Source organism: Rufibacter ruber (assembly GCF_001647275.1).
GTDB classification, from domain to species: Bacteria; Bacteroidota; Bacteroidia; order Cytophagales; family Hymenobacteraceae; genus Nibribacter; species Nibribacter ruber_C.
This window is the reverse complement of the sequence record NZ_LRMM01000008.1, coordinates 107,624-131,836: the sequence shown is the minus strand read 5'-3', so window position 1 is coordinate 131,836 and position 24,213 is coordinate 107,624. Positions and strand designations below refer to the sequence as shown.

At 49.7% G+C, this 24,213-nt stretch carries 14 protein-coding genes and 1 other RNA gene; 1 reads left to right on the top strand and 14 read right to left on the bottom strand.

The genetic code is table 11. The features are described 5' to 3' along the window. Positions 1-138: 138 nt before the first annotated feature. Together A8O25_RS24065 and A8O25_RS24060 are read right to left on the bottom strand one after the other, a co-directional pair. Positions 139-1,272, bottom strand: a complete 1,134-nt coding sequence (locus A8O25_RS24065) for a family 10 glycosylhydrolase (protein WP_066831798.1) — start codon at positions 1,270-1,272, stop codon at positions 139-141. Continuing rightward, positions 1,269-1,943, bottom strand: a complete 675-nt coding sequence (locus tag A8O25_RS24060; RefSeq protein WP_066831795.1) for a glycoside hydrolase family 10-like protein — start codon at positions 1,941-1,943, stop codon at positions 1,269-1,271. Before A8O25_RS24060 ends, A8O25_RS24065 begins: the two co-directional genes overlap by 4 nt. Before the next feature lie 182 nt (positions 1,944-2,125). Between A8O25_RS24060 and A8O25_RS05255 the strand changes: the two genes are divergently transcribed. Next, positions 2,126-2,878 (top strand): SDR family oxidoreductase, encoded by a 753-nt coding sequence (locus A8O25_RS05255; protein ID WP_066831793.1) that lies wholly within the window; start codon positions 2,126-2,128, stop codon positions 2,876-2,878. Between the two features lie 179 nt (positions 2,879-3,057). Here A8O25_RS05255 and A8O25_RS05250 read toward each other — a convergent pair whose 3' ends face one another. From A8O25_RS05250 to A8O25_RS05195, 12 genes are all read right to left on the bottom strand, one after another. After that, entirely contained in the window at positions 3,058-3,852 is a 795-nt protein-coding gene (locus A8O25_RS05250; protein WP_153042600.1) for a carboxylesterase family protein, read from the bottom strand. Between the two features lie 96 nt (positions 3,853-3,948). Next, positions 3,949-6,312, bottom strand: a complete 2,364-nt coding sequence (gene bglX / locus A8O25_RS05245) for a beta-glucosidase BglX (RefSeq protein ID WP_066831789.1) — start codon at positions 6,310-6,312, stop codon at positions 3,949-3,951. A 125-nt stretch (positions 6,313-6,437) separates the two neighbouring features. Next, entirely contained in the window at positions 6,438-8,180 is a 1,743-nt protein-coding gene (locus tag A8O25_RS05240) for a family 43 glycosylhydrolase (RefSeq protein ID WP_066831787.1), read from the bottom strand. Then, positions 8,177-9,535, bottom strand: coding sequence for a glucoamylase family protein (locus A8O25_RS05235; RefSeq protein WP_066831817.1), 1,359 nt, complete (start codon positions 9,533-9,535; stop codon positions 8,177-8,179). Before A8O25_RS05235 ends, A8O25_RS05240 begins: the two co-directional genes overlap by 4 nt. A 166-nt stretch (positions 9,536-9,701) precedes the next feature. After that, complete coding sequence (locus tag A8O25_RS05230) at positions 9,702-10,949, bottom strand: LamG-like jellyroll fold domain-containing protein (protein WP_066831785.1); 1,248 nt, start codon at positions 10,947-10,949, stop codon at positions 9,702-9,704. Between the two features lie 60 nt (positions 10,950-11,009). Further along, positions 11,010-12,857, bottom strand: a complete 1,848-nt coding sequence (locus tag A8O25_RS05225) for an SGNH/GDSL hydrolase family protein (RefSeq protein ID WP_082893458.1) — start codon at positions 12,855-12,857, stop codon at positions 11,010-11,012. Between the two features lie 59 nt (positions 12,858-12,916). After that, the gene (locus A8O25_RS05220; protein WP_066831783.1) at positions 12,917-14,494 is read right to left on the bottom strand and encodes a glucoamylase family protein; all 1,578 of its coding nucleotides are present in this window, start codon (positions 14,492-14,494) and stop codon (positions 12,917-12,919) included. 248 nt (positions 14,495-14,742) lie between these two features. Beyond that, on the bottom strand, positions 14,743-16,083 hold the full coding sequence (locus A8O25_RS05215; RefSeq protein ID WP_206598651.1) for a RagB/SusD family nutrient uptake outer membrane protein: 1,341 nt from the start codon (positions 16,081-16,083) through the stop codon (positions 14,743-14,745). A gap of 158 nt (positions 16,084-16,241) precedes the next feature. Beyond that, positions 16,242-19,256 carry a SusC/RagA family TonB-linked outer membrane protein gene (locus A8O25_RS05210; RefSeq protein ID WP_066831777.1) on the bottom strand — a complete coding sequence of 1,005 codons (3,015 nt, stop codon included), beginning with the start codon at positions 19,254-19,256 and terminating at the stop codon, positions 16,242-16,244. Positions 19,257-19,909: 653 nt separating this feature from the next. Continuing rightward, positions 19,910-22,810: a ligand-binding sensor domain-containing protein gene (locus A8O25_RS05205; RefSeq protein WP_066831775.1), complete on the bottom strand. Its 2,901-nt coding sequence runs from the start codon at positions 22,808-22,810 to the stop codon at positions 19,910-19,912. Between the two features lie 181 nt (positions 22,811-22,991). Further along, positions 22,992-23,365: a transfer-messenger RNA gene (gene ssrA / locus A8O25_RS05200) on the bottom strand. Between the two features lie 130 nt (positions 23,366-23,495). Further along, on the bottom strand, positions 23,496-24,200 hold the full coding sequence (locus A8O25_RS05195) for a YjjG family noncanonical pyrimidine nucleotidase (protein WP_066831773.1): 705 nt from the start codon (positions 24,198-24,200) through the stop codon (positions 23,496-23,498). Positions 24,201-24,213 lie beyond the last annotated feature (13 nt).

Below are 24,213 nucleotides of genomic sequence, written 5' to 3'. Positions count from 1 at the left end.
CTAGCCTAGAGTAGAGATAGTAAACCGAGGGCATGCAGTCAAAGAAACTGCAGGTCAGAATCAATCGGCGTTTTTGGCCTGTTTTAAGAAAAACAGCAACGCGATTGATTTATGGCAGGAAAGATGCTCCCTTTCTGCTTAGTAGCCTCTGATCACTTTAGCAGTGTAGACCTTGCCGGCGGTCATCAACCTGATGAGGAAGACCCGCCCCTGTAGTGGTTGGGTAGCAATGTCAAACTGGTGTTCTTTCTGACCCTCCAGTCGGCCGCTGTAAACCTGTTGCACTTTCCTTCCATAGAGATCATACACTGCCAGTTCTGCGGCGGGGTCTGTGTGCCACAGACTGAAACGGATGGTGAGGCGCTCCCCAAAAAACGGGTTGGGAAAGGCGGCCAGGGCAGAGGAGAAGACCCCGCTTTCTTCTCTGGAGGCTGTGAGGGTGCTGCTGGTAATATTTGACAGGGTGCTCTCATTGTGGAAACGGTCCAGGGCCGTAACAGCATAGTAATAGTTTCTGGTGACGTCTGGCACCTTGTCTTTGAAGCCCACGGCACTGGTGTTGGTGATGGCAATGAGATGGTCAGTGGTGGTGAGATCAATCGCTGGGCTTTCTGAGCGGTAAACGGCATACTGTTTCACCTTGTCCAGCTCATTAGCCACCGCTGCGGGAGCCGCCCAGGAAAGGGCAACTGAGTCTGTGTCAAACCTTTGTGCCGTGAGAGCAGTTGGGGCAGCCGGAGGGGTGGCGTCCCGCCACGGCATGTTGGGTAGCAAGGCTGGTTTTTTATATAAAAAGAGCCGCAACGAGTCTCTCATGCCCAGTTTGCTGGAGCTGCGCAAACTGCTGGTATTGTAAATGGCCTGCCCGTACACATTTGCCAGTTGCCGGTTCATGCGCACCTGGTTAGGGATCTGCTGGGGATCTGCCCAGCTGGTTCCCTGTGCCGGGTCATTCACTTTGTAGCCAGCCAGGCCAATGTAGATGTGCCTGCCAAAGGCATTGTTGTTCCACCACGGCACCACCACCCCGTAGTTCGCCCCCGGCTGGCCAATGTACCAGTACACCTGCGGTGCCAGGTAGTCAATCCAGCCTTCCTGCAGCCATTTACGGGAATCTGCATACAACGCAGAATAGTGCTGCAAACCAGAGGTATTGGTACCTATGGCCGGGTCAGTGCTGTTGCGGTAAATGCCAGAGGGCGAAATCCCGAATTTCACCCAGGGCTTCAGATCATTGATGGTATCATGCACCCGCTTTACCAGAAGATTCACATTGTCCCGGCGCAGTCTGCCTGGTTGGTGAACCCGCGCGGGTGGGCGGTGAAGGTAGCATTATCGTCAAACGTAGCGTTGGGGTAGAAGTAGTCATCAAAGTGGATTCCGTCTACATCATAGCGTTTGATGATGTCGGCAATGACGGCCATGATGTAGTTGCGCACCGCAGGGAGGCCGGGGTCCAGGGTACGAAGAGACCCAGAGGTTATCAACCACTCCGGGTGCTGCTTGGCCACATGGCTGCCAGTAAAACTTTCCAGGTTGGCCACGTTGCCTATAGCCCGGTAGGGGTTGAGCCAGGCGTGCAGTTCCATGCCGCGTTTGTGGCTTTCTTCTATGGCAAACTGCAGCGGGTCCCAAAGCGGGGAAGGCAGCTTGCCCTGGGTGCCGGTGAGGTCTGCAGAGATGGGCTCCAGTTGGCTCAGGTAAAGTGCATCAGACTGGCTCCTGACCTGTAAGAAGATGGCATTGATGCCAGTGGCTTTGTGTTCATCTAGAATGGTTTTTAAAGCAGCCTGCTGCTGGGCAGGCGTCTGCGACTTGTTGGGCCAGTCAATGTTTGAGTAGGTGGCAATCCAGGCGCCTCTGAACTCCCGCTTGGGTGACTGGGCCAGGCTGAGCAGGGGCAGGAGGAGAAGCAGGGGGAGATAGGGTAGGATTTTTCTCATACGCATTGGGGGTAAATGGTAACGTGTTGGTTTTCTGCAGGAAGATGGAGATTTTCCTGAGCATTTTCAAAAAGAATTAATAAGTAAGGATAGAAAAACTGTCAAACTGCTTCTAATGCACAGGAACCACAGAATGCTGGGCGCGTACTCCTGATCAAAGACTTACCGTTGAATCAAGATCTATGAGACTAGCAGGAAATACCGTTTTAGTAACCGGAGGCGCCTCCGGGATTGGGTTAGCCATTGCTGAACGCTTCTTAAAAGCCGGAAGCACCGTGATCATCTGCGGCCGCCGTGCTGATAAATTGAATGAGGCGAAGCAGCAGCATCCGGCCCTGCACACCATTGTCTGTGATGTGGCCAAAGAAAGTGACCGTATTGCCCTAATGGAGTGGACCACCAAAGAATTTCCTGCCCTGAACGTGCTGGTGAACAACGCCGGTATTCAGCGCCGCATCAACCCGGTGGAGCAGCAGGAGGCGTGGGGCGAGACGCAGCAGGAGCTGTTGATAAATGTAGAAGCACCCATTCACCTGTGCCACCTGTTTATTCCGCACCTGCGGCGGCAGGAGAAGGCGGCAATTATCAATGTGACCTCTGGGCTGGCCTTTACACCCGCTGCCTTCGCGCCGGTGTACTGCGCCACCAAAGCGGCGCTGCACTCCTACACCATGTCTTTGCGGTTTCTGCTGTCTAAGACTTCTGTGGAAGTGGTGGAGCTAGTGCCGCCTGCGGTCAACACAGATTTGGGCGGGGTGGGGTTGCATACGTTTGGCGTACCCCTCAATGAATTCGCAGACTCGGTGATGCAACGCATAGATACTGGCGAATTGGAGGTAGGCTACGGCTCTTCTGAGGAAAGGAGGAAAGCGGGCCGGGAGGAGAATGATGCGTTTGCGGCGCAGATGAACGCCAGAATGTTGGGCAACTCGTAGTTTTCTGTTTTCGGGCTGTTCTTCAAGAAACGCGAAAACAGAAAACATATCTACTAAGAAGAATCAATACTTTTCAGGGTTATGCCCTTTAAGATATGCAAAAGCCCCTGTTACTAATGGTAGCAGGGGCTTTTGCATATGCGTCTACGTCTCAAGTCTTGAGCAGGAGTTTGTACAAATCACTTCTCCTGCGAGAACAGCCACGGCAGCAGCGCCGGTTCGGCAAAGGTAGCGTCCCAGCTGTTGTGGTTGGCGTTGGGGTACACGGTGTGCTTGACCTCTTTGGCACCCATCTCCTGCAGTCTGGTCACCACGCGGGCAGATAAATGCGGCTCCACAATATCATCCTTGCCTCCGTGGAAGACCCAAAGCGGCACTTTCTTGTACTTCTTGGCATTGTCTACGTTGTCTCCGCCGCAGATCACAAAGGCGGCGGCAAACCGCTTAGGCTCCCGCCGAAGCAGTTCAAACGTACCCATGCCGCCCATAGACAGTCCGCCCACGTACATTCTGTCTTTGTCTACATACTTCTGGGCGCGGGTTTGCCTCACCAGGTTCTGCAGGAGCTGCATGGGCGGCATAGGGGTACAGCCGGTGAGAAAGTTGAAGTGGCGCTTGCCGCCCGGCTCGGTGACAATGTTCACATTTGACCAGTAGCTGTCTTTGGGGCACTGCGGAAAGATGACAATGGCCGGAAACTGCTGCCGGATACTATCCCGCAAAAACAGCTTTCCGCCGTGCGCCAACTGTGATTCATTGTTGCTGCCCCGCTCCCCCGCGCCATGCAGGAAGAAGAGCACCGGGTACTTTTTGTTGGCGTCAAAGTTTTTGGGGTACAGAATGCGGTAGTGGAGGGTGTCTGTTCCAGAGACAAACTGCTTGTATTCATATAGCGCTAACTCCTGGGCCTGGGCTGATGAAAAAGCCAGCAACAGGAAAAGTAGCCAGAGAACTCTGTTTTTGAACGCCTGCATGTTCATGGGTTTTGGGAGAAGGATAGTCTTTAAAGGAAATAGAAATGCGTTTTTTTGCTGTTTTTACAAAAACAGCCCAAAAACGCAAAGTTCAACTTATTTAACTAACGTAAAGGGAGCCGCCTGTACGTCACGGGAGTTGGTGCCCACGTACACCTTGAAGTCACCCGGCTCGGCCACGTAGTTCATGTTGATGTCATGGAACTTGAGGTCTTCTTCAGACAAGGTAAAGGTGACGGTTTGGGTTTCGCCTTTCTTGAGGAAAATCTTCTTGAAGTGCTTCAACTCTTTCACCGGTCTGGAAACGGAGCCTATCAAGTCCTGCACGTACAGCTGCACCACTTCTTCGCCGTCAAAGTTGCCGGTGTTTTTCACCTGCACACTTACGGTTAAGTTACCGCCGGCTTTCATGGTGCTGCTGCTCAGGGTTGGGGCCGTGTATGAAAAACTGGTGTAGCTCAAGCCAAAACCAAACGGGTACAGCGGCTCATTGGGCACGTCTAAGTAACGCGATTTGTATTTGTCCAGCAGCTGACCTGCATACGGGCGGCCCGTGGCTTTGTGGCTGTAATAGATAGGCAACTGCCCCACAGATACCGGGAAGGTGGCGGTGATTTTACCAGACGGGTTATAATTCCCGAAGAGAACATCAGCAATGGCGTTACCCCCCTCCGTACCGGCAAACCAGGTTTCCAGCATGGCATCTGCGTTGTCATTTTCCCACTTCAGGGCTAAGGGCCGGCCGTTCATCAGCACCACTACCAGCGGCTTGCCCGTGGCTTTGAGGGCTTTCAAGAGATCTAACTGGTGACCAGGCAAGGTAATGTCAGCGCGGCTGGAAGCCTCACCGGTCATGCCTTGTGACTCGCCTACCACGGCTACCACTACCTCTGCTTTTTTTGCTACCTGCACGGCTTCGCGTATCATTTCCTGAGGCGAGCGTGGGTCAATCTCCAGCATGCCGCCGTGGGCGTTCAGGCGTTTGAGCATGAGGGTGTCGCTGGCAATGTTCGCGCCTTTGGCGTAGGTGATTTTTACGTTAGGGGCTACGTTTCTGATTCCCTGCTCTACGCTGATGGCCTGCTTGTAGTCGCCGGCGCCGTTCCAGTTACCCAGCTGGTCAATCTGGCTTTTTACCAATGGGCCCACCAACGCAATAGAGCCGGTTTTCTTAAGCGGGAGCGTCTGGTTCTGGTTTTTCAGGAGCACCAGTGTGCGGCGGGCAATGTCACGGGCGGCGTCACGGTACTCTTTTTTGAGCAGGGTTTCCTTGGCCCGCTGCTCGTTGGCGTAGCGGTACGGGTCTTCAAACAAGCCCAGCTTGTACTTGCCCTCCAGAATACGGCGGCAGGCCACGTTGATCTGTTCTTCGGTTATCTTCCCGTCCTTCACCAGCTGGTTCAGGTGCTGCAGGAACACCTCGCCCACCATGTCCATGTCAATACCGGCATCCAAGGCTACTTTGGCTACCTCATACTCGTTTTTGCCCATGCCATGCGGAATGAGTTCGTTAATAGCAGTATAGTCTGTCACTACTAAGCCGTCAAAACCCCACTGCTTGCGCAGCAAATCAGTCATGAGCCATTTGTTGCCGGTGGCGGGTACGCCGTTGATATCATTGAACGAAGACATCACGCTGGCGGCGCCTGCATCCAGGGCAGCTTTGTAGGGCGGTAAATATTCGTCAAACATGCGGCGGTCGCTCATGTCTGTGGTGTTGTAATCACGACCCGCTTCGGCGGCGCCGTACAAGGCAAAATGCTTCACGCAGGCCATGACCGTGTTGTAGGCCGCCAGATCAGCGCCCTGATACCCGTGTACCATGGCTTTGGCAATCTGGGAGGTGAGATATGTGTCTTCACCGGAGCCCTCAGAAATACGGCCCCAGCGGGCGTCACGGGCAATGTCTACCATGGGCGAGAACACCCAGTTCAGGCCGTCGGCCGAAGCCTCGTCAGCTGAGATACGGGCACTGCGCTCAATGGCGGCCAAATCCCAGCTGGCGGCCAGGCCAATGGGCATAGGGAAGATGGTGCGGTGGCCGTGTATCACATCATACCCAAACAGCAGCGGAATCTTGAGGCGCGATTGGCTAATGGCTTTCTCCTGCAGTTTGCGCACGGCAATGGGGGTGAAGGTATTGAACACGCCGCCCACCAGGCCTTTGGTGATTTTCTCGTCTACGTTCTCGCTTACCACGGGGCCGGTTACGGTAAAACCCACCGACACCAGGTTCAGCTGCCCAATCTTCTCCTCCAGTGTCATTTTGGCCATGAGGTCATCAATGAATTTCTTCATTTTGGCATCTTGCGGCTTGCCGGTATTGGTAGGGGTGCTGGTTTCGGGTTGGGGTTTCCCGGTTTCAGTGGCTATGGCCGTTGGTTTCTGCGGATTCATCTGCGTGCAGCTTCCGCTTAAAAGCAAAACCAGGGCAAGGGTGGTCACATTTCTCATTTTCATGCGTGTTTTGTAATGGGTAATCTTTAAGCTAGGGGTATTTGAAGAGGGTGGCCCTTTCTGTTGTAGCTAAGGCTGCCTTCTCTGTTTTGGGCCTGTTTTCTGAAAAAAAGGCCCAAAACGCAACGTTATTTTGACTCAATAACAGCGCTTCTCTCAGAGACGCCGTTCTCGTTGATAGACTCTATCTGAAAGTAGTAGGGCAAGTCTTTGTCCATGCCTTTGAAGTAGTACTCGCCGCTGCCGTGCACCATGATGGCATTGTAGAGCTTGTCTGGCGCAATGCCCACATAAATGTTGTAGGCATACGCGTCTGGCGACTGTGACCACTTGAGCCAGGCGCTGCGCTTGTCTTTCTCAGTGCGCAACACCACCAGGTTGTTCACTGGCTTAGGCTTGGCGCCCGTGCCGTTGCCGAACACCCTGAACCCGCTGATGGCAAACTTGCCGGTGGGCATATGAATGTTCTCCAGCTTAAGGTAGCGGGTTTTCACAGCCTGGGGCAGCTCTATGTAGTCATGCGGTACATCTGTCTTGTTCTGGCTTTTGTCTACCAGCATTTTCCACTTTTTACCGTCTGTAGAGTGGTAGATTTTGTATTGGTGGTAGGTGTTGGTTTGTTTGCCCAGGAACTCAGCGTCCTGGTCGGCGTAGTTGAGTTGGATGGCTCTCACGGTGCTCAAAGCACCTAAATCGGTTTGAATCCATTCGCCTTTGTTTCCGGTGGCGGCGCTCCAGTAGGTTTTAATGCTTTCGTCTACCGCGTAGTTGGGTGCGTAGGCCGCCAGGGTGGAAGATACGGTCACCGGCTTGTTGTAGTTGAGGAGCATCCAGCCGGTGAAGCGGCTTTTGAGGTGGTCAGCGGGGCCATTGGGCAGGTAGTGCGGGTAATCCCCGAAGGTGGCATTGCTGTACAGCACCCCGTCTTTGTCAAACCCGGCGGGCCACACGCCCAGCCGCCGCTCAAAGTTGTTCTTCACCGAGATGACCATGGTAGACACGTGCCACCAGTTGTTCCATTGATCCTGAAAGGTGTTGCCGTGCCCGGCACCTCTTGCAAAGCCACCGGGCTTGTAGGCAAACGGGTTGTGCGGCTGCGGTTTGAACGGCCCCAATGGGTGGTCGCTTACCTGCACGCCATCGGCGTAGCCGCTGAACTCAGTGCCGGGCGCGCCATACTGCAGATAATACTTGCCGTTGTGTTTGGTCACCCAGGCACCTTCCATGAACGGGTCCAGAAAGGTGTTGTCTAAGTACTCGCCAAACCGCTGCCAGCCAAACTTTTCATGGTTCAGGTGAATGAGCTCTTTCTTCTCACCCTTAGGTTTAAAGGACTTGCGGTCTATCTCTATGCCGTAGAGCGGGTGCACGTTGCTGCTGCCCCAGTAGAGGTACAGGCGGCCGTCGTCATCCAGGAAAAACGCCGGGTCCCAGGCACCTACCTCAAACGGCTCCACGGCTTCCTTCCACTCGTTGCCTTTGGGGTTGGTGCTCATCCAGAGCGGAAAGTTTTTCTCATGCGTAGACCCGAAAACCAGCATGGTGTCACCCATCACAAACACGGCGGGCGCACAGAGGTCATCATAGACCTTGTGGTGCGGCTTCAGGAACGACTTAGAGACAAAATTCCAGTGGTACAAATCACTGCTCCACCAGTAGCCCCACTGGTTGGTGGAGAAAAGGTAGTAGTCGCCTTTGTAAGTCACAATGACCGGGTCTGCGGTGGCGCGGTGCTTCCCAGACTGGGTGAAGTCAGGGATGGGCGTGTAGCCGTAGTCCAGGTTCATGGGGTTGCAGTAGGTTTGCTGCTTTTGCTGCGCCTGCGCTCCAAGCCCTATGAGAAGGAAGAAAAGGAAAAACGTCTTTCTCATTTACTTGCCTCCCCCTGGATTTTGTCGCTTTTGAAGTTCAGCTTCTTCAAGCCGTTCTGCACATCCGGGTTCGCCATGAAGAGCTTCCAGAGCAGACCGGTGCGGTAGTTCTCAATCATGACAATGATAGGGCCCTGGTCAATGGCCAGGTAGGAATTGGCGTACCAGTTGTGGTGCTCACTAAAGGCATCTACAAAGCCATATTCGCCCCAGATTTTATCACCCAGGTTGTTGTAGAAATGTCTGAGCGCCTGCATAGAATATTCTGGCGTGTAAGGGAAGGCAGACAGAGCGGCGGTAGGGGTAATCACGCCTAAATCTTCAGTAGGCGAATGGGCGGCGTAGCCGCGGTAACTGTCTGAGGCGGTAAGCCCCCAGCTGTTAGGGCCGTAGCCTTTGTATTTTTTGGGATTGTCCAGGCAATAGGCACGGTTGATGAGGGTGTGGTTTTTGTTCTGCTCCCAGTAGTCTGCGTAATTGTCTTTTAAACCGCGGGGGTCAAGGCCCAGGAACGAGTAGTGCGAGAAGAACAGAGGCCCGCCGTAGTCAAAGCCCAGCGGCAGCTTTATGTTGTAGTACTCCCGGTCATTCCGGAAGTGGTTGCTGGTGGCGTAGCCTTGGTGGTACACCTGCGGAGAAATGGAATAGCGTGGCGATGCAGCGGCCAATACATAGGTAATCAGGCATTCGTTCCAGCCTCTGATCTGGTGGTTCATGCTCCAGCCGTTGTTGGGGCTCCAGTGCCAGTACAGCACATGTTGCCCACCCTGGGTGTGCCAGTTCCACTCAATGCCATCCCAGAGCCCCTGAATTTTGTTGCGGAGCTGGTTTTCTATGGGGTTGTTCTGGGTGAAATACTGTTTAGAAGTCAGTAACCCCTGAAACAGGAGTGATGTCTCTACTAAATCGCCGCCATCATCTTTGGGGCTGAACCGAATCACTTTGCCTGTTGCGCCATTGAGCCAATGCGGGAATACGCCATGGAACATGTCTGCCTTTTGCAGGAAGTTCACAATTTTAAGGGTGCGCTCTGCAGCCTGTTGACGGGTAATCCAGCCGCGTTCTGCGGCTACAATAATGGACATCACGCCAAAGCCGGTGCCGCCGGTGGTTACTACTTCATTGCCGTAGTCAAAGGAGGTATTGCTGCGCTCGCGCGCCATGCCACTTACGGGGTGGCCAAAGTCCCAGAAGTATTTAAAGGTCTGCTTCTGCACCAGGTCCAGCAGTTGTTCATCTGATAGATTCTGGGGTCTGGAAACGGTGCTTTGGGCAGAATTTCTTTTTTTCTGGGCTTGTACTCCTACAGGAAGAAATAAACAAAAAGTGAAGAAGAGGGCAGCAAGTTTCTTCATGGGCATGGCAATAGGTAGTTGTTGATGACTGGGCATGAAAGACACAATCGGGGGATAAAAAGAAGGTATAGTTGACAGGTACGTGTGTAGGGGGAGGTAGAAAAGCAGCTTTCTGTTTTCTGGCTAGTTTTGGAAAAACAACCTGAAAACAGAAAGCTGCAGTTGATTATTTCTCAGAGTTATACATAGCCTGCACCTCAGTTGCGGTTAAGGCGGAATGGAATATTCTAATCTCGTCTAAGCTTCCTTTGAAATGGTTAGCCGTTGGGAATTGATAACCGCCCCAAGGTTCATTTGCCCACATAATGCCGCCTCTTGCCTGGTTAAACCCAAACGCCAGTTTGTTTTGCACCTCAGTGTTCCCATTGAATTTAAGGCCTTTGGCCGTCTTCAGGTCACCGTCTGGCAATAAGGTAAAGTTGTCTTTCTCCATGAGTTCGCCGTTGATATACAGGAACCTTGACTTGGTGGCACTATTGAAAACAAACGTGACGTGGGCCCATTTATCTTTCAGCAGTCCAGCTACCCCACCGGTATTTGTTAAATCTTTTTCAGTTTCAATGGCTGCCCAGCCCCCGTTATCTTTGTTTTTTCCGTCACCGTTAAATACAAAGTCATTGGCACCTGTTCTGCCGTCTGCCCATTCATATTGGGCTACTACTTTAAAGAGGCCATAAGTTTTTGGAACTTCCATCCCTAAGCCATGAAAAGCACCTAGGCCCATCACAAAATGGTCTCTGTTGCCATTATCTGAATTCAACTTCATCCAGAAACTAAGGGTGAAATTGCTGGCATTCAATAATTGGCTTCCGTTGTCAATCTCTATGATAGAAGTAGACCCGTTGAAAACTGCTGCTTTGTTGGCCTGGTTTTTACGGTCTGGGCCATAGGTGATGTCAATGCTGGCCGATGGATTGTAATTCCCCACCACGGCATTGGTATTCCCGTCAAATGACCAATGGGCCACCGTGCCAGGGAGGGGCGCAGTGCCGGCGGTAGTGAAGTTCTTGCTCATGGCCGCCATTGTTTGGCCGTCAGAAGATTTAATGGCGCCAATGCTAAGTGTATAGGTTGTTCCTGCGGTTAGTGCTGCATTGGGCGCTAGCGTTACTTCCATGCCCGTAACAGTTACCATAGCCGGAACATTGGCGGTTTCACCCTGCTTTTTAAGAGTCACAACCGTGTTGGTAGCGGTAGCAGCGTCTACGTTGGTTGAAAAGGTGGCCTTAATGGTGGCATCTGTTGGCACATTAGTGGCAGCCGTTGCCGTATTAAGGTTAATAGTGCCTGCCATCAAAGACTTCAACTCAAATTTAGTTGGTTCCGGTGCGCTGTCATCATCGCCGCAGGCGGTAAAACATAAAAGGACCAGTGCCGCTAGCAGGGTGCTCCAATGGTTAGATAAACGTTTCATAAGCAGGTTTTTTAATGTTTTGGAATAATAAGTTAGTGTGAGAAGAAAGTAATATGGGTTTTAGTGAAGGATTACTCTGGAGGTGTAAGTAGCCTGCTGTGTATGTATCTGCAAGAGGTACATACCTTTGGTTAGAGCAGACGCATCAACTGTAAGACCCAGGTTTTTGTCTGGTCCTATCTCTAAGGCTACTTGGCCGGTAAGCGTATGCAGCGTGACTCTCTGAATGGGGTGGCCGTCTTTGGGCTGAATGAAAATTTGTCCAGTGCTAGGGTTGGGGTAAATTCTGTACAGAGACGGGTTTGCCTCTTGAGAACTACCCAAAGGGTTTTGAGATATGATGGCTTGGTCTATGTTCATGGCCACCACCCGCTCAAATAGAATGCGGTGCGCAAGATTGTTCATGTGCACGCCGTCACCGCTGTTGTAAATGGCTTTCATCTGGTTTGTCTCATCTGGGAAGCCGGTCCAGAAGTCAATGGTCTTGTTCCCGAACTTATTCTGGGTGGCAGCCACCATGTCTACCTGAATCTGGATTTTAACCTGGTCCCCGTTGAAGTTTCTAGGTTGGGTGGTCGTGACATACAACGGCACATTGGCATTGGCGGCCAAATCGGCGATGGTGGTATAATTGGCCATTTGCGTTGATACCGCCACATTGCCAGCTGCATCATTAGACGGCATATTGATAATGATAGCCTCTGGGTTGTAAGAAAGGGCCTTGGTGATGTTGTTCTGCGGGTTGTTGGTTGGTAAGATGCTGCTGGTGGTGTAACCGCCAACCGCAAGGTTTATAACATTGAAGTCTGTGTCTTTTTGGGTGAGATAGGTTCTGTACCGCCATACCCAAGCACTGTCTTGGGCGCTAGGACCTGTACCTGCCGCGGTAGAAGAGCCCAGAACTACTATGTTATACTCTTTGCCGTTGTCTGGCCTAATGGTGAAAGGGTGGTTGCTGACATCTTTTACATTAGCATCATCTGCGTCTGTAATCCTTACCAATGCTTGGGTTGAAACCGTGGCTGGTACTGTCCAGGTGTATTTTTTGTTGGCGGCAGGTACAGAGGAGGCAATAGGAATCCAGGTGGCGCCATTGTCTGTGGAGTATTCAAGATTGGCAGAGATAATGTTTTCGCTGTTCCAGCCAATGAAAACCTGTTTGCCTGCTTCCCACCGCTCGGCGCCATTAGGGTAAGTAACAGCCAGACTTTTAGGCCCCACTGTGGCGTTATTGAGGTATGTGATTCTGATTACCCCCAGGTAATAGTAGCCATCTGGGTTGGTATTGTTGGTGCCCGTGGTAGCGGTAACAGTAATAGTACCGTTGTCAGCGGGGAGCATGTTACTGACCCGCACAAAATAGCCTTTAGCCCCAGAAGGGTTCATTGCCACCACTTGCGTAGTCTTACCAGTGACCGTGTACTTGGTTTCGCGGTTAGTACCGCCGGTTCCAGTGTCTACCCTTGAGGCGAAAATGGCAAAGCTGTAAGCCGTCTGAGGACTAAGGTTAGAGAAGGTCACACCCCCAGTTGGTTCAAAACCGCCCACGGCAGCCCTTTTGCTGCCAAAGAAGCTATCAGTGGCGGCATTAGACGGTATTCTGAGACTATCATCTGCAGCTGCTCCGGCTGTATTGCTCCCGTCATTGAAAGCATCTGTGACAGCCACGGTAATTCCGGAATTCAAGCCTTGGTAGTTGATTAGATTGTTCACAGAGCCTGTCTTAGAATCTGTGACATTATTCCAGGTACCAGTAGAAAGGCGGGTGGAGTTGCCAAAATCAATGTTAACAGTATCTCGTTTGCTTTGCGCTACCAAAGAGGAATGGCTGAAGAGCAGCAGTAGGCCAGACACCATGAATAGAGGGATGACCTGTCTTCTGAAGGTAAGGAGTAATGGTAGTCTCATATAGTTTTAGTTTGTCTGTTCTGGTGTGACGATCAACTTGAATGCTGGCAGTAAACCGGTTAATGCAGGAAAACTGTGATGAATTTATCTAAAGTGCTGTTTTTAAGCCGAAGGCGGTAGGTGGCGGGCGGCAAAGTTTTCCCAAAATTCACCGTATAGACCCCATTCGCTTTGTTTTCATTGTTCCAAACTGTTTCTACTACAGTACCATCTCCTTTCTCAACCGTAAGGGTGAGGCCAGGGCTGTTATGTACCGCTACTTCTATCTGATAGGCATCTGCATCTGGGTGTTTAAGTAAATCCAGCAGGTTAGACTGTACCTCCAGTACCGCGTAGGGGAAACCTGTTTCAGGGGTGGGCTTGGTGATATTGGCTTTTGCCAAACCGGCTTGTATCTCTGGCAGGTTGGTGAAAAGAGACCATAGCAAACCACTGCGGTAATTCTCAATCATGGTCACTATTGGTCCCTGGTCTATCGCCAAATACTGCGTGCCTACCCAATTCCTTTCCTTGTTATAGGCATCATATGGGCCATAGGTGCCAATCATGGTATTGCCTAAGTTCTGGTACAGATACCGGAGCACCTGCATAGAGAAATATGGGGTGTAGGGGAAGGAAGACAGGGCGGCGGTGGGCGTCATAGTACCGTTGTCATTGGTGGGGCTGTGGGCCGTGTAGCCATTGTAAGTGTCAGAGGCGGTCAACCCCCAGAGGCTGGCAAAGTACCCATAGCTTTTAGGGGCGGTATTGATGCTGTAAGAGCGGTTGATAAGGGTATGAATAACATTCTGCTTCCAGTAATTGGCATACTGGTCCTGCAGTTGCCTAGGATCTAAGCTGATGAAGGAGTAGTGTGCAAAGAACAAAGGGCCACCAAAAGCTGGTCCTAACGGGAGTCTGTACCCTTCATAGGTAGACCCATTCACAAAGCTTCCGTTTCTGGTCCAGGAGTTTTGGTAAACAGCTGTAGAAATGGGGTGGGTAGGGGATGCAAGCGCCAGAACATAGGCAATTAACCCCTCATTCCAGCCACTAATAGGCATGTTCATGTCCCAGCCATAGTTGGGGCTCCAGTGCCAATACAATTTGTTGTCTCCCCTGGAGGCATACCAATCCCATTCTACCGTTTCCCAGAGTTGGGTGATCTTGTTACGGAGTTCCGTTTCTTTGGCATCTGCACCGTTAAAGTAAGCCCGGGCAGTAAGCAGGCCATTCATCAGAAAAGCTGTCTCAATAACATCGCCGCCGTTGTCTTTGGCGCTGAATGCGATGACCTTGCCGGTGTTGCCGTTGATCCAGTGGCTCCATACGCCGTGAAACCTATCAGCTGTTGCCAGGAAATTGGTGATTTTGAGTAATCTGTCTACCGCCTGAGTTCTGGTGATGAAGTTTCGGTGCGCACCTACAATGATGGCCTGTACCCCAAAGCCGGAGCCGCCGCTGGTGACCAAATCACCGGAAGTGGTCCGTTCCCGTGCCATGCCAGAGGCCGGGTGGGCAAAATCCCAGAAATAGTTAAATGTTTCCCGCTGTACCTGGTCCAGCAGCTTTTTATCTCCTGCCGTAGAGGAGGGAGCAACTGGTTGAGGTTCAGGGGCAGGGTCTTCCTGTTCCTTGCAGGCTTGGGTGTAGCCCATGCAGAAAATTGAAAGAAGCAGCAAGGGTACGCGCTTTAATAAACCCATTGTGGTAGACTTTAATTTTGTGTTGTTGGCGTTGAACCAGGCTAAAGTGGCTGAGTAAAGAAAATTCAATCCCAGCCTCTCATTGGAAGAGGTGTTTTTGAGCTGTTTTTCTGAAAACAGGCGTAAAACGCCATATCTTCAGAAAAACAGCATCTGTCAAGTCTTAGAAACTAGTTAGAGGCGAACTCTACGGGAGTAGATCAGTTATAATTAGGGTTTTGGGTAAGTACGCCGTTTGATTTATCAATTTCGCCTTGCGGAATTGGCATCAGTTCATGCCGACCCGTTACAAAGTTTTTGCCGGCGGCGCGCAATACAGGGCCTGCAATTCCCCAGCGCACCAGGTCATAGAAGCGCTCATGTTCCATGGCCAGCTCAATACGGCGTTCATGTCTGATAAGGTCACGTAGGGCAGCTTGGTCACGTTCTGTTATTCTTGGCAGAATGGCGGCATTGTTCCCGCGTGCCCTGGCGCGTACCATTTCCAGATATGCCAAAGCATCATCTGTATTGGCAGTGCCTCCTAACTCATTGGCGGCTTCTGCTGCCATAAGCACTACGTCTGCATAGCGCAGGATTCGGATGTTCACCCATAGGCCATGCCTGTTGTTGGCTTCCAATCTGAATTTTGGGTCTGTGTACACCTTTTGGTTATAGCGCTCATTGGGCACAGAGGCTGGAATCACCTCGCCATACGGCGTGGTTTCGCCTCTGAACAAGATGGTAGCATCTCTTCTGGGATCATTGGGCTCATAGGCGTTTACCAGTTGCTGTGATGGCACATTAAAGCCCCAGCCCAAATCCATCTCGCCGGAACCTCTTACCCCTTGTACCTCTGCGTATTGAGTGCCAAACTGGTTTGTGCGGGTGTACAGCGCCTGAATCTCAAAAACAGACTCTGGGCCGTTTTCTTTGGCTTCGGTAAAGATCTGGTTGTAAGGAGTACTTAGGTTATATAAACCAGACCCCATTACGGCTTTCGCGCTGGTCAAGGCGCTGCCCCATTTCTTTTGGTATAGATACACTTTGGCGAGCATAGCCTGGGCAGTCCATTTGTTGGGTCTGCCTGGATATTGGGTGCCCCAAGTGGGGGGAAGGTTTGTGGCAGCGAACATCAAGTCTTGCTCAATGAAATTGTAGACTTCTGCGGCGGAAGATTGCGGTATGTTAAAGTTGTCTCCTTCTTTGAAAACACGGTCCACAAGTGGTACGCGGCCATACGTTCTTACCAGGTTGAAGTAGAGATACCCTCTCACAAACCGTGCCTCGGCTTGTGATCTTACATAATCTTCAGGGCTAAGGGCAGCCTTCTGTGCTTCTGCCTGCTCTAATACTACATTGCAGTTACTAATTGCTGTGTAATGGGATCGGTACAAGTCAGTGATCAGGCCGTTGTTGGGCAGAATGTTAAAGTTATCTAAGGCCAATTGGTCTGCACCGTCAGCAGGGGTACTGCCTTTGTCTGCGTCATCTGAGGTAATACTGGTGATGCCCACAAAAGCAAAGGCATGTACGCCCCAAGCCCGAAGACCTGAATACATCCCGTATACATATTGGGTAAGACCGCCGGCCGGGTACGTTTCTGTGGTATATCTGCCTAGAGGTTCACGGTCAAGAAAGTCATTACAAGAAAGTGCGGAAAGGGAGAGTGCGCCTGCTAGGGCAAAAGTTGTATATTTAGTTATCTTTTTCATGAGTACTAAAAGTTAATGTTGATACCACCGGTGAAAATGGAAGGAACAGGATACGTGCCGTTGTCTACCCCGAAACTTAAGGGGGTAGGGCCGCCAACTTCTGGTGAATAGCCGGTGGCATCTGTGAAGGTTTTCAGGTTCTGGGCATTTACATACACTTTCGCATTTTTCATGCGTAGTTTCTGCACAAAACCACTAGGTAGGTTGTACCCCACTGTTAAGTTCCTAATGCGGAAGTAATCGCCTTTCTCTAAGAAGTAGTCTGAAGGCAGGAAGTTCTGTACCCGAGTATTGTCCAAAATGGGCTCAAAATTAGAAGTGCCGGGACCGGTCCAGCGACCTAATCTTCTGGCTTCATAATTAAGAATTGCAAAATTTTGGGCAATGCGACTGTTGTAGATGTAGTTACCTGCCACTCCCTGTAGGTCAATGCCTAGCTCAAATCCTTTATAGTTGAAGTTAAGCGAAGCCCCATAGGTAAAATCTGGGGTGGGGGAACCAATGAAGGTACGGTCTTTTGCTTGATTAAAGACTCCGTCATTATCAACATCTTTATAGCGGATATCGCCTGGCTTGGCCGTGGCAGCTTGCAGAGAATTGGCTACTTCATCTGCAGTTTGGAAGATACCATCATGCACAAGACCGTAGAATGAGCCAATAGGGTTGCCTACAGAGGTCCTGGAATTGCCGTCAAAAAGTTCAAAGCCATTATTTTCCCCAATTGCAAGTACTTCATTATGGATAGTTGTGAAATTAGCACTGATGCTGTAGCCAAAATCGCCTTTTTTCTCGCTCCAAATACCTGTGAATTCAAAGCCTCTGTTTAAAACGGTACCTGCATTAACGTAAGTGGTGCCAACGCCCACCGTAGCCTGCCTTGGGACAAGAGTTAGAATGTCTCTAGTTTTACGGTTGTAGTAGTCAATCTCTAGGTTTAACTTATTATTGAGAGTGAAAATTTCCACACCGGCATCAAATCCTTCAATTTTCTCCCATCTAATACCAGGGTTTGGAACATATTCAGGCTGAGCGGCTGGGAAAATTCTGTCACCAAAAACCGCCGAGATACCCGTATTCAATCTAGGGTAGATTACATAATTGCCTACCTGCTGATTTCCCTGCTGTCCCCAAGACGCTTTCAGCTTCAAAAAGTTTACAATGCTTTGGTTCTGCATGAAGCTCTCCTCACTAATTACCCAACCTGCCCCAATAGAAGGGAAGAGGTCATATTGGTTCACCGGCCCAAATCTTGAAGTCCCGTCTCTGCGCAAAGAAGCATTCAGTAAATATCTGCCGGCAAAAGAATAATTGATCCGGGCAAACGTGGCCGCTAAAGCACTCTCTTCTGCTCGTCCTCCATTACGTTGCGTTTCTCGGTCATTGCTGATGCCTAAGTACCAGAAATCTGGGTTGTTAGGAATGTTGGCGGTAATGCCTTGCACAGAGCCATTGAGAAAGTCACTGCCGCTGTATTGCAAAGTGGCCCCTAATAACAATGTGACGTCATGCTTCTCATTGAAAGTGCGGCTATACGTAAGTAAATGATCTTGCTGCCAAGCAGTGTAGGTATCCTTAGATTGACTAACAGAGGTTACTTCATTTCTCTGCGCACGCTGGTCAAGGCTAGGGTCTGGGTTTGGCACCCCAATCACATAAAGTGGTGAATAACTTCTGCTCTGGTTGAAGCCCAAGTCTGTATAAAAGGTAGAACGGAGCGTGAAATTTTTCAGGAATTTCACCTCTCCGAAAGCAGAGGCCACCAGACGGTACCCGTTGCTAATGTTAGTGCCCTTGTTTATTTCCATAAAAGCTAGTGGATTACCCACCTGTGTTCTCTGGAACAGAGGCCCTGAATTATAGACTCCAGATGAATGAGTAGGTGTATAGACAGGGGCTGCCCATAATGCGCCGGTGATGCTGCCCGTTGCCGGGGTGCGGTCCCAACGGAATAAGTTAATGTCAGCACCTACCTTTATATTTTTATTAATAGTGAATTCATCCCGCAAGTGGGCAGTATATCTTTTATAAGAGTCATACTTCACTAGCCCCTCCTGGTTAAAGTAACTCAAACTTAAACTAGCCGAATTCCTCTCTGTAGCCGATGTGATGCTGACGCTATTGTTATTGATGAAGGCATTTTCTCTTAAAATGAGGTCTTGCCAATCTGTGTCTGCTGTATACCCATTGAAATCAAAATCAAAAGGAGATTGCCCTAGATTGTTTAGCTGTTCATTATATAACTGTCTAAACTGAGGCCCATTAGCAACCTCAATTTTATTACCTACCCGCTGCACACCAGCGTAAGAATTTACATTGATGTTTGTTTCACCTGTACGTGCTCTTTTAGTGGTCACAATAACCACCCCGTTGGCACCCTGTAGTCCGAAGATGGCTAGTGAAGAGGCATCTTTCAGGATCTCCATTGACGCAATATCATTAGGATTGATGAAATCAATGTTGTTGGTAATAATCCCATCTACCACAAAAATGGGAGAAACTCCATTGATGGACCCTACACCTCTAATTCTAATGCTAGGAGCTGAACCCGGAGATCCGTTGTTAGTAATCAAAACCCCTGCAGCTTTCCCTTGTAGAGCATTAAGCGGGTTAGGAACAGGAACGTCTTCAAACTCTTCGGCTTTCAGTGACACAATAGAACCCGTGACATCTCTTTTCTGCTGGGTGCCATAGCCTATCACTACCACTTGGTCCAGCTCACTAGAGGCACTTTGCAGTGCCACATTGATAGAGGTTCTGCCGTTCACTGCCACCTCCTGGGAAACATAGCCAATGTAAGTTATGACCAATGTAGCGTTGCTGGCCACATTAGAAAGTGAATATTCTCCGTTAAGGTCAGTCTGGGCGCCAAGGGTGGTTCCTTTTACTTGAACACTAGCACCAATGAGCGGATCATTGTTAGCTCCGGAGGTAATTTTCCCTCTTACGGTAAGAAGCCCCTGGGCATAGAGTGCCGGTAGCAGGAGCAAAGTGAAAAATAGTACTAGTAGTAGTCTCTTCATGGTAGAATAGAGTTTGAGCTTAAGTGATTCAGTTGTTAGAAATCGTTCTCAAATCTGCTTACTTCTTTGCTGATTTAATAAAAAATCACCTATACAATGCTACATCAAATGTTAAAATGTTAAAATTTGAGTAATGATTAACTGTTTTTGCTGCTTTAACACCTATTTAGGGAGGTCCATTTTTGAAAATGGAAACAGAGGGAATGTAGATGAAAGGCTGGTGTGTGTGGTAATGTTGAGGTGGTTTCTCTTAGATTGAAAGGAAATGTGAGGTGTTCATCTGCAAGATGTAAGGGGGATATACTCAAAAACTGCTCTTTTGAGTTGGCATGAGGCAATGTAGAGGGAGAATTACTATTGTAAAAAAGGAAGGTCTTCTTATTCCTGGAACTTCTTGTTCCTGCACAACACCTCTAGTGTTATGGCTTGCCTGCCTTTAGCGGCTGCCTATTCAGCCTGTCTTAGGAATGTTCAAAATTGTCAGGGAAAGGGTGGCATACCGGCTCCTGCTTTTCATGAGAAGTGGGAGGTGGAATGAGAGGAAGTAGCTATTTAGGACGGTCAAGATAAAACGACTGGTGGGTCCCCCTCATTTCCTGTTTTAGGGCTGTTTTTCTTAAAACAGCCCTAAAACAGGAAATGAGGGGGACAGGTTAGACCTCCATGAGAAACTCTACCAGATTCTTCTCATGATCCAGATTCAGTTTTTTCCGGAGGCGGTACCGGCTTATTTCAACACTGCGTACTGTAATGTTTAGCAACGAAGCTATTTCTTTGCTGTTCATGTTCAGGCGCAGGTAGGCGCAAAGCTTTAGGTCTTTAGGCGTAAGGTCAGGATGAAGGGTCTTAAGCTTTTTAAAGTAGTTTTCATGTGCCTCGTTAAAACTGGTTTCAAATAGGTTCCAGTCATAATCGCGGTCCATGCCTTCATCAATAACCCGCTGTAGTTTCTTTAACTGGTCTGCCGACAGCTTTTTGCCAGTAGCATCTTTTAGCTGGAGAATTTCTTCGCGTATGCCCTCCAGGAGTTCATTTTTAGAGACAATGCTCAGTGCAGAGTTAGCCAGTTCCCTGCTTTTAGATGCCAATTCGTTTTCAAGCTGCTCGTTTCTGAGCTTAACCAGCTTTTGCTCATTGATCAAAGCCTCCCGTTTCAGAACTTCCTCTTTCTCCTGCTCCATCTTCACCCGTATGCGTTCTTTATCTCTCTGCAGCTTCTGTAGATACAGGTGTCTGGACACATACAGCAGCAGGATTCCCAAAACCACATACCCTATATAGGCCCAATACGTGGCATACCACGGCGGCCCCACTGTAAAAGCAAATTGCGTAATAGGGGAAATGGCTTCATTTTCAATCTTTGCCCTCACCTTAAACCTATATTCGCCCTGGGCCAGGTTCAGGAACTCTTTTTGAGTGGTGGAAGACCAGTCTGACCACTCGCGCGAGTAGCCTTCTAAAAAGTACTGAAACTTGGGCTGGATCTGGCTATAGTACGGCAGGGAGAAGGCAATGCTTATACTGTTCTGCTTAAAAGGGATCTCAATTTTCTGAGATGCCAGCTCTGTAAGAACATGGGGGTCTTCTAACGTGTGCTGAACCCGCCTGATTAACACCGGCGGAATGGTTTTTCTGGCAGCAGGCCGTGCTGCCGCATTGTAAACAACAAAGCCTTCATCAATACTGATGAGGTAGATAGAGTTACTGATCCGGCTAATGTTTTCATAATGCTGCACCATTCGCCCGCTCAGCATGTTGAAGGGAGTGGCGTTTACCTGTAAGGTACCCGCTTGGGGCATACTTACCAAAGCCACGCGGCCTTGACTAATGAACCAGTAGTTGCTGCCGGCCGCTTTTATAATCCTGTTAGCCTTGGCAAATGAGCCAAGCTTTTTGTTCAGCTCAGTGTATTTTGAAAAAGAATCACTGATGGCGTCATACACATAAAAACCGTTGTCAGAGGTAAAGACAAGCCTGCCATCTAGCCTAAACGTGTTGATGTGGTAATCTTTGGGGAGGCCTTGCCGCTGGTCATACCGTTTTATTTTCTCTACATTCTGGAGATCTGGGCTTAAGGTGAGTTTAAATAGTCCTTTATAGGCGTGACTTACCCAGAGCTGCCCATTGTTGTCTTGTTCTACATACCTGGAGGGTTCTCCAAACCCCTCAATTTTATGAGAAAGGGCCCAGGAACCGTCTTGGGTTTTTCTGTAGAGCACTAACCCCGTATAAGTGCCCTGAATGAGCATGTCTTGCCGGGAAGAGAGCTTTTTAAGGGTCCAGCCTCCTTTGAAATCAGAAATTTTCCTGAACTGGGTACCCTGCACCAGAAAAGTACCTTCATTGTGGCCACAGAATAACTGGTCATCTACCAAAGCTAACTCCCACACCTGGCCTTGTGACCCTTCTATTATTTTAAAATCAAGTGATTGGTAATTTTGTGGGGAATTAGAGGGCCAGTCACTATAGAAAAGGCCTTGATTTGTTCCCAGGTATATTTTGCCCGCATGGATAATGCTGGAATAGACGGTGCCAAATTTACCGGTTTTGTCAAAGTAGAAGTAAAACGGGGAATTGATCTCAATTCTGTCAATGCCATTGTCTAAACCAGCCCACAGGTTCTGTTCCTGGTCTGTGAATAAGCTTAGCACCGTGTTATTTTGCAGGCCACTGGACTTGTTGATTCTGTTGATCACAGTTCCTTCCCGGTCTACTATGATAATGCCATTTAAGATAGTGCCGAAGGCAAAATAGTCTTTCTGCAAAACCACTCCGTTATTAAGCTGGTTTGCCTTCAAGAAATCATTGGCGGCATTGGGCCAGGGGGTGATGGTAGCGTCAGTCAATAAGAAAACCCCATTTTTGGCAGTGCCAATCAGGAAGGAATTCTCAGAGAAGGGGAGAACAGACAAAACCCCGCTCATGCCTAGAAACTCACTCCCCTTCACCAGCACCAGTTTGTTCTGTTTCAGCTCATAAAGCCCTTTGGCAATGACTTCTACAAAGTACCTGCCCTTTGCCTTTAAGAGGAAAAGCAAGGTGTGCTCGCCCTTGATGACGGTAATCTTGCCTTGTGCGTAGATGTAGATGGCAGAAAAGGACTGAAAAATTACCCGGTCTGGCTCCACGTAGATCTTCCAGATCTCGTCTTTAAGCGGACTGGCTTTAGGTAGAAGATGGGTTAAAGTCTGATAGACAAACTTGCCTTGGTGATTGTAATGCCAATAGCCTAATTCCCCAAAGCCCCCGGCATAGATGCGGTTAGCTGCCGTGTCTGCCGCCACAGCCCGCACAATGACTTTGTTAGGCATGCGGTTAAGCTGCCAGTATTGGCCATCAAAAGCCAGCAGGCCATCTGAATTGCCAAAATACATGACATTGTTGTGGCCTTTGGTAATTGCCCAATTCTGATTTCCTGCCTGGTAGTTCAGCTTTGGGTAATTCTGTACAAATGGAAAATGAAAGTCGTTAGACGGCTGTGCCAGCGCCTGAGGCAGTGACCACCACCACATTCCCAGATTCAAGAGCAAAAACAGCGTGAACTTTTTTGTCATGCTTTGATAACAGATAGACAAAATTGATGATTCAAACAAATGATGGGGAGCACCTGACCCAGCCTCAGTAAAATTGGCTAACGCAAACTGAACAGGAAAACCGCTCTGGCACTTTTAGAAGTAGGCATGGCATAGAGAAAACAAAAAGCCTGACTATAACTCAATAGTCAGGCTTTTTGTTTTGTGGAGATGCAGGGAGTCGAACCCTGGTCCAGACAAGGAAACTTGAGCGCTTTCTACATGTTTAGTCCTGATTAGATTGTCAGGTGGCTTCAGGCCCAGAACTCGCCTAAGAAGACACCGTAGGTGCTTTAGCTTCGCACAGACTCCACACCTTAGCCTCTGCTAGAACGGCATTACGATGCCCTGTGACCAGCTCCCACCGTTCAGAGGGGCTGCAGGACAATGGCATTTACCTAATACCTAGATTAGGCAGCCATGGCGTAGTTAGACTCGCCAGATAATTGTTCGGTCAGTTTTGATTTACGGGAAATTCTGCCAACGCCCGACATGCTTACACCCAGCTTGCTCAAGCTGTCAATTCCGGTCATCCCCAATTGTGAAAGAACTTCTCTGGCCTTTTACGGCCAACAGCCTGCAAAAGTAACCAAATACTAGACAAAAACCAGCAGAATTATGTTCCCTGTTTTGGGGCTGTTTTTGCCAAAACAGCCCCAAAACAGGTTTACAGAAACGTCTTGAGTTCACTCAGGCAGGTAACCGTGTAGGTGGGCCGCATACGCGGCTTTTTGCGCTCGGGGTTAAAAAAAACCGCATCTATGCCCGCATTCATGGCCCCCAGGATATCAGCCTCCAGGCTGTCGCCAATCATAAGGCTTTCCTGCGCGGTGATACCGGCCCGCTCCAGCGCATGCTGAAAAATTCGTTTGTCTGGTTTGGTGCAGTTGATGCATTCTGCGGTAATGATCTCTGAAAAATACGCATCTAACCCAGACGACCTCATTTTAATGTACTGTACGTCTTTGAACCCGTTGGTGATGATGTGCAGAATGTATTTCTCCTTCAGGTACCCCAGCACCTCATGCGTGAAGGGGAAAACGGCGGTTTTAGTAGGGCAGAGGCTGGTAAAGGCTTCACTGAGTCCTTCAGGCACCTCGGCTTCAGGCACCCCTAAGCCGGTGAGGCACTTCACAAACCGCTTCTCCCGCAGTTCCTGCTGCGTGATCTTGCCTTTGTGGTAGAGATCCCAGAGCCGCTGGTTAATGAAGCTGTACTTGCGGTAGAAAGAGTCACGGCTGAAGCTGCCCAGCTGGCCTAGGTTGAAATGGTCATACAGGTGGTGGAGCGTCTCTTCTGAATTCTTTTCAAAGTCCCACAGGGTGTGGTCCAGGTCAAAAAACAGGTGACGGTAAGTCTTTGGTTTTCTCATAAAGCTAATGCTG

What these genes read in the sequence shown, in the direction of transcription:
- A8O25_RS24060 (WP_066831795.1), bottom strand. Translation starts at nt 1,943, where the DNA reads ATGAGAAAAATCCTACCCTATCTCCCCCTGCTTCTCCTCCTGCCCCTG.
- A8O25_RS05255 (WP_066831793.1), top strand. Translation starts at nt 2,126, where the DNA reads ATGAGACTAGCAGGAAATACCGTTTTAGTAACCGGAGGCGCCTCCGGG.
- A8O25_RS05250 (WP_153042600.1), bottom strand. Translation starts at nt 3,852, where the DNA reads ATGCAGGCGTTCAAAAACAGAGTTCTCTGGCTACTTTTCCTGTTGCTG.
- bglX (WP_066831789.1), bottom strand. Translation starts at nt 6,312, where the DNA reads ATGAAAATGAGAAATGTGACCACCCTTGCCCTGGTTTTGCTTTTAAGC.
- A8O25_RS05240 (WP_066831787.1), bottom strand. Translation starts at nt 8,180, where the DNA reads ATGAGAAAGACGTTTTTCCTTTTCTTCCTTCTCATAGGGCTTGGAGCG.
- A8O25_RS05235 (WP_066831817.1), bottom strand. Translation starts at nt 9,535, where the DNA reads ATGAAGAAACTTGCTGCCCTCTTCTTCACTTTTTGTTTATTTCTTCCT.
- A8O25_RS05230 (WP_066831785.1), bottom strand. Translation starts at nt 10,949, where the DNA reads ATGAAACGTTTATCTAACCATTGGAGCACCCTGCTAGCGGCACTGGTC.
- A8O25_RS05225 (WP_082893458.1), bottom strand. Translation starts at nt 12,857, where the DNA reads ATGAGACTACCATTACTCCTTACCTTCAGAAGACAGGTCATCCCTCTA.
- A8O25_RS05220 (WP_066831783.1), bottom strand. Translation starts at nt 14,494, where the DNA reads ATGGGCTACACCCAAGCCTGCAAGGAACAGGAAGACCCTGCCCCTGAA.
- A8O25_RS05215 (WP_206598651.1), bottom strand. Translation starts at nt 16,083, where the DNA reads ATGTATTCAGGTCTTCGGGCTTGGGGCGTACATGCCTTTGCTTTTGTG.
- A8O25_RS05210 (WP_066831777.1), bottom strand. Translation starts at nt 19,256, where the DNA reads ATGAAGAGACTACTACTAGTACTATTTTTCACTTTGCTCCTGCTACCG.
- A8O25_RS05205 (WP_066831775.1), bottom strand. Translation starts at nt 22,810, where the DNA reads ATGACAAAAAAGTTCACGCTGTTTTTGCTCTTGAATCTGGGAATGTGG.
- A8O25_RS05195 (WP_066831773.1), bottom strand. Translation starts at nt 24,200, where the DNA reads ATGAGAAAACCAAAGACTTACCGTCACCTGTTTTTTGACCTGGACCAC.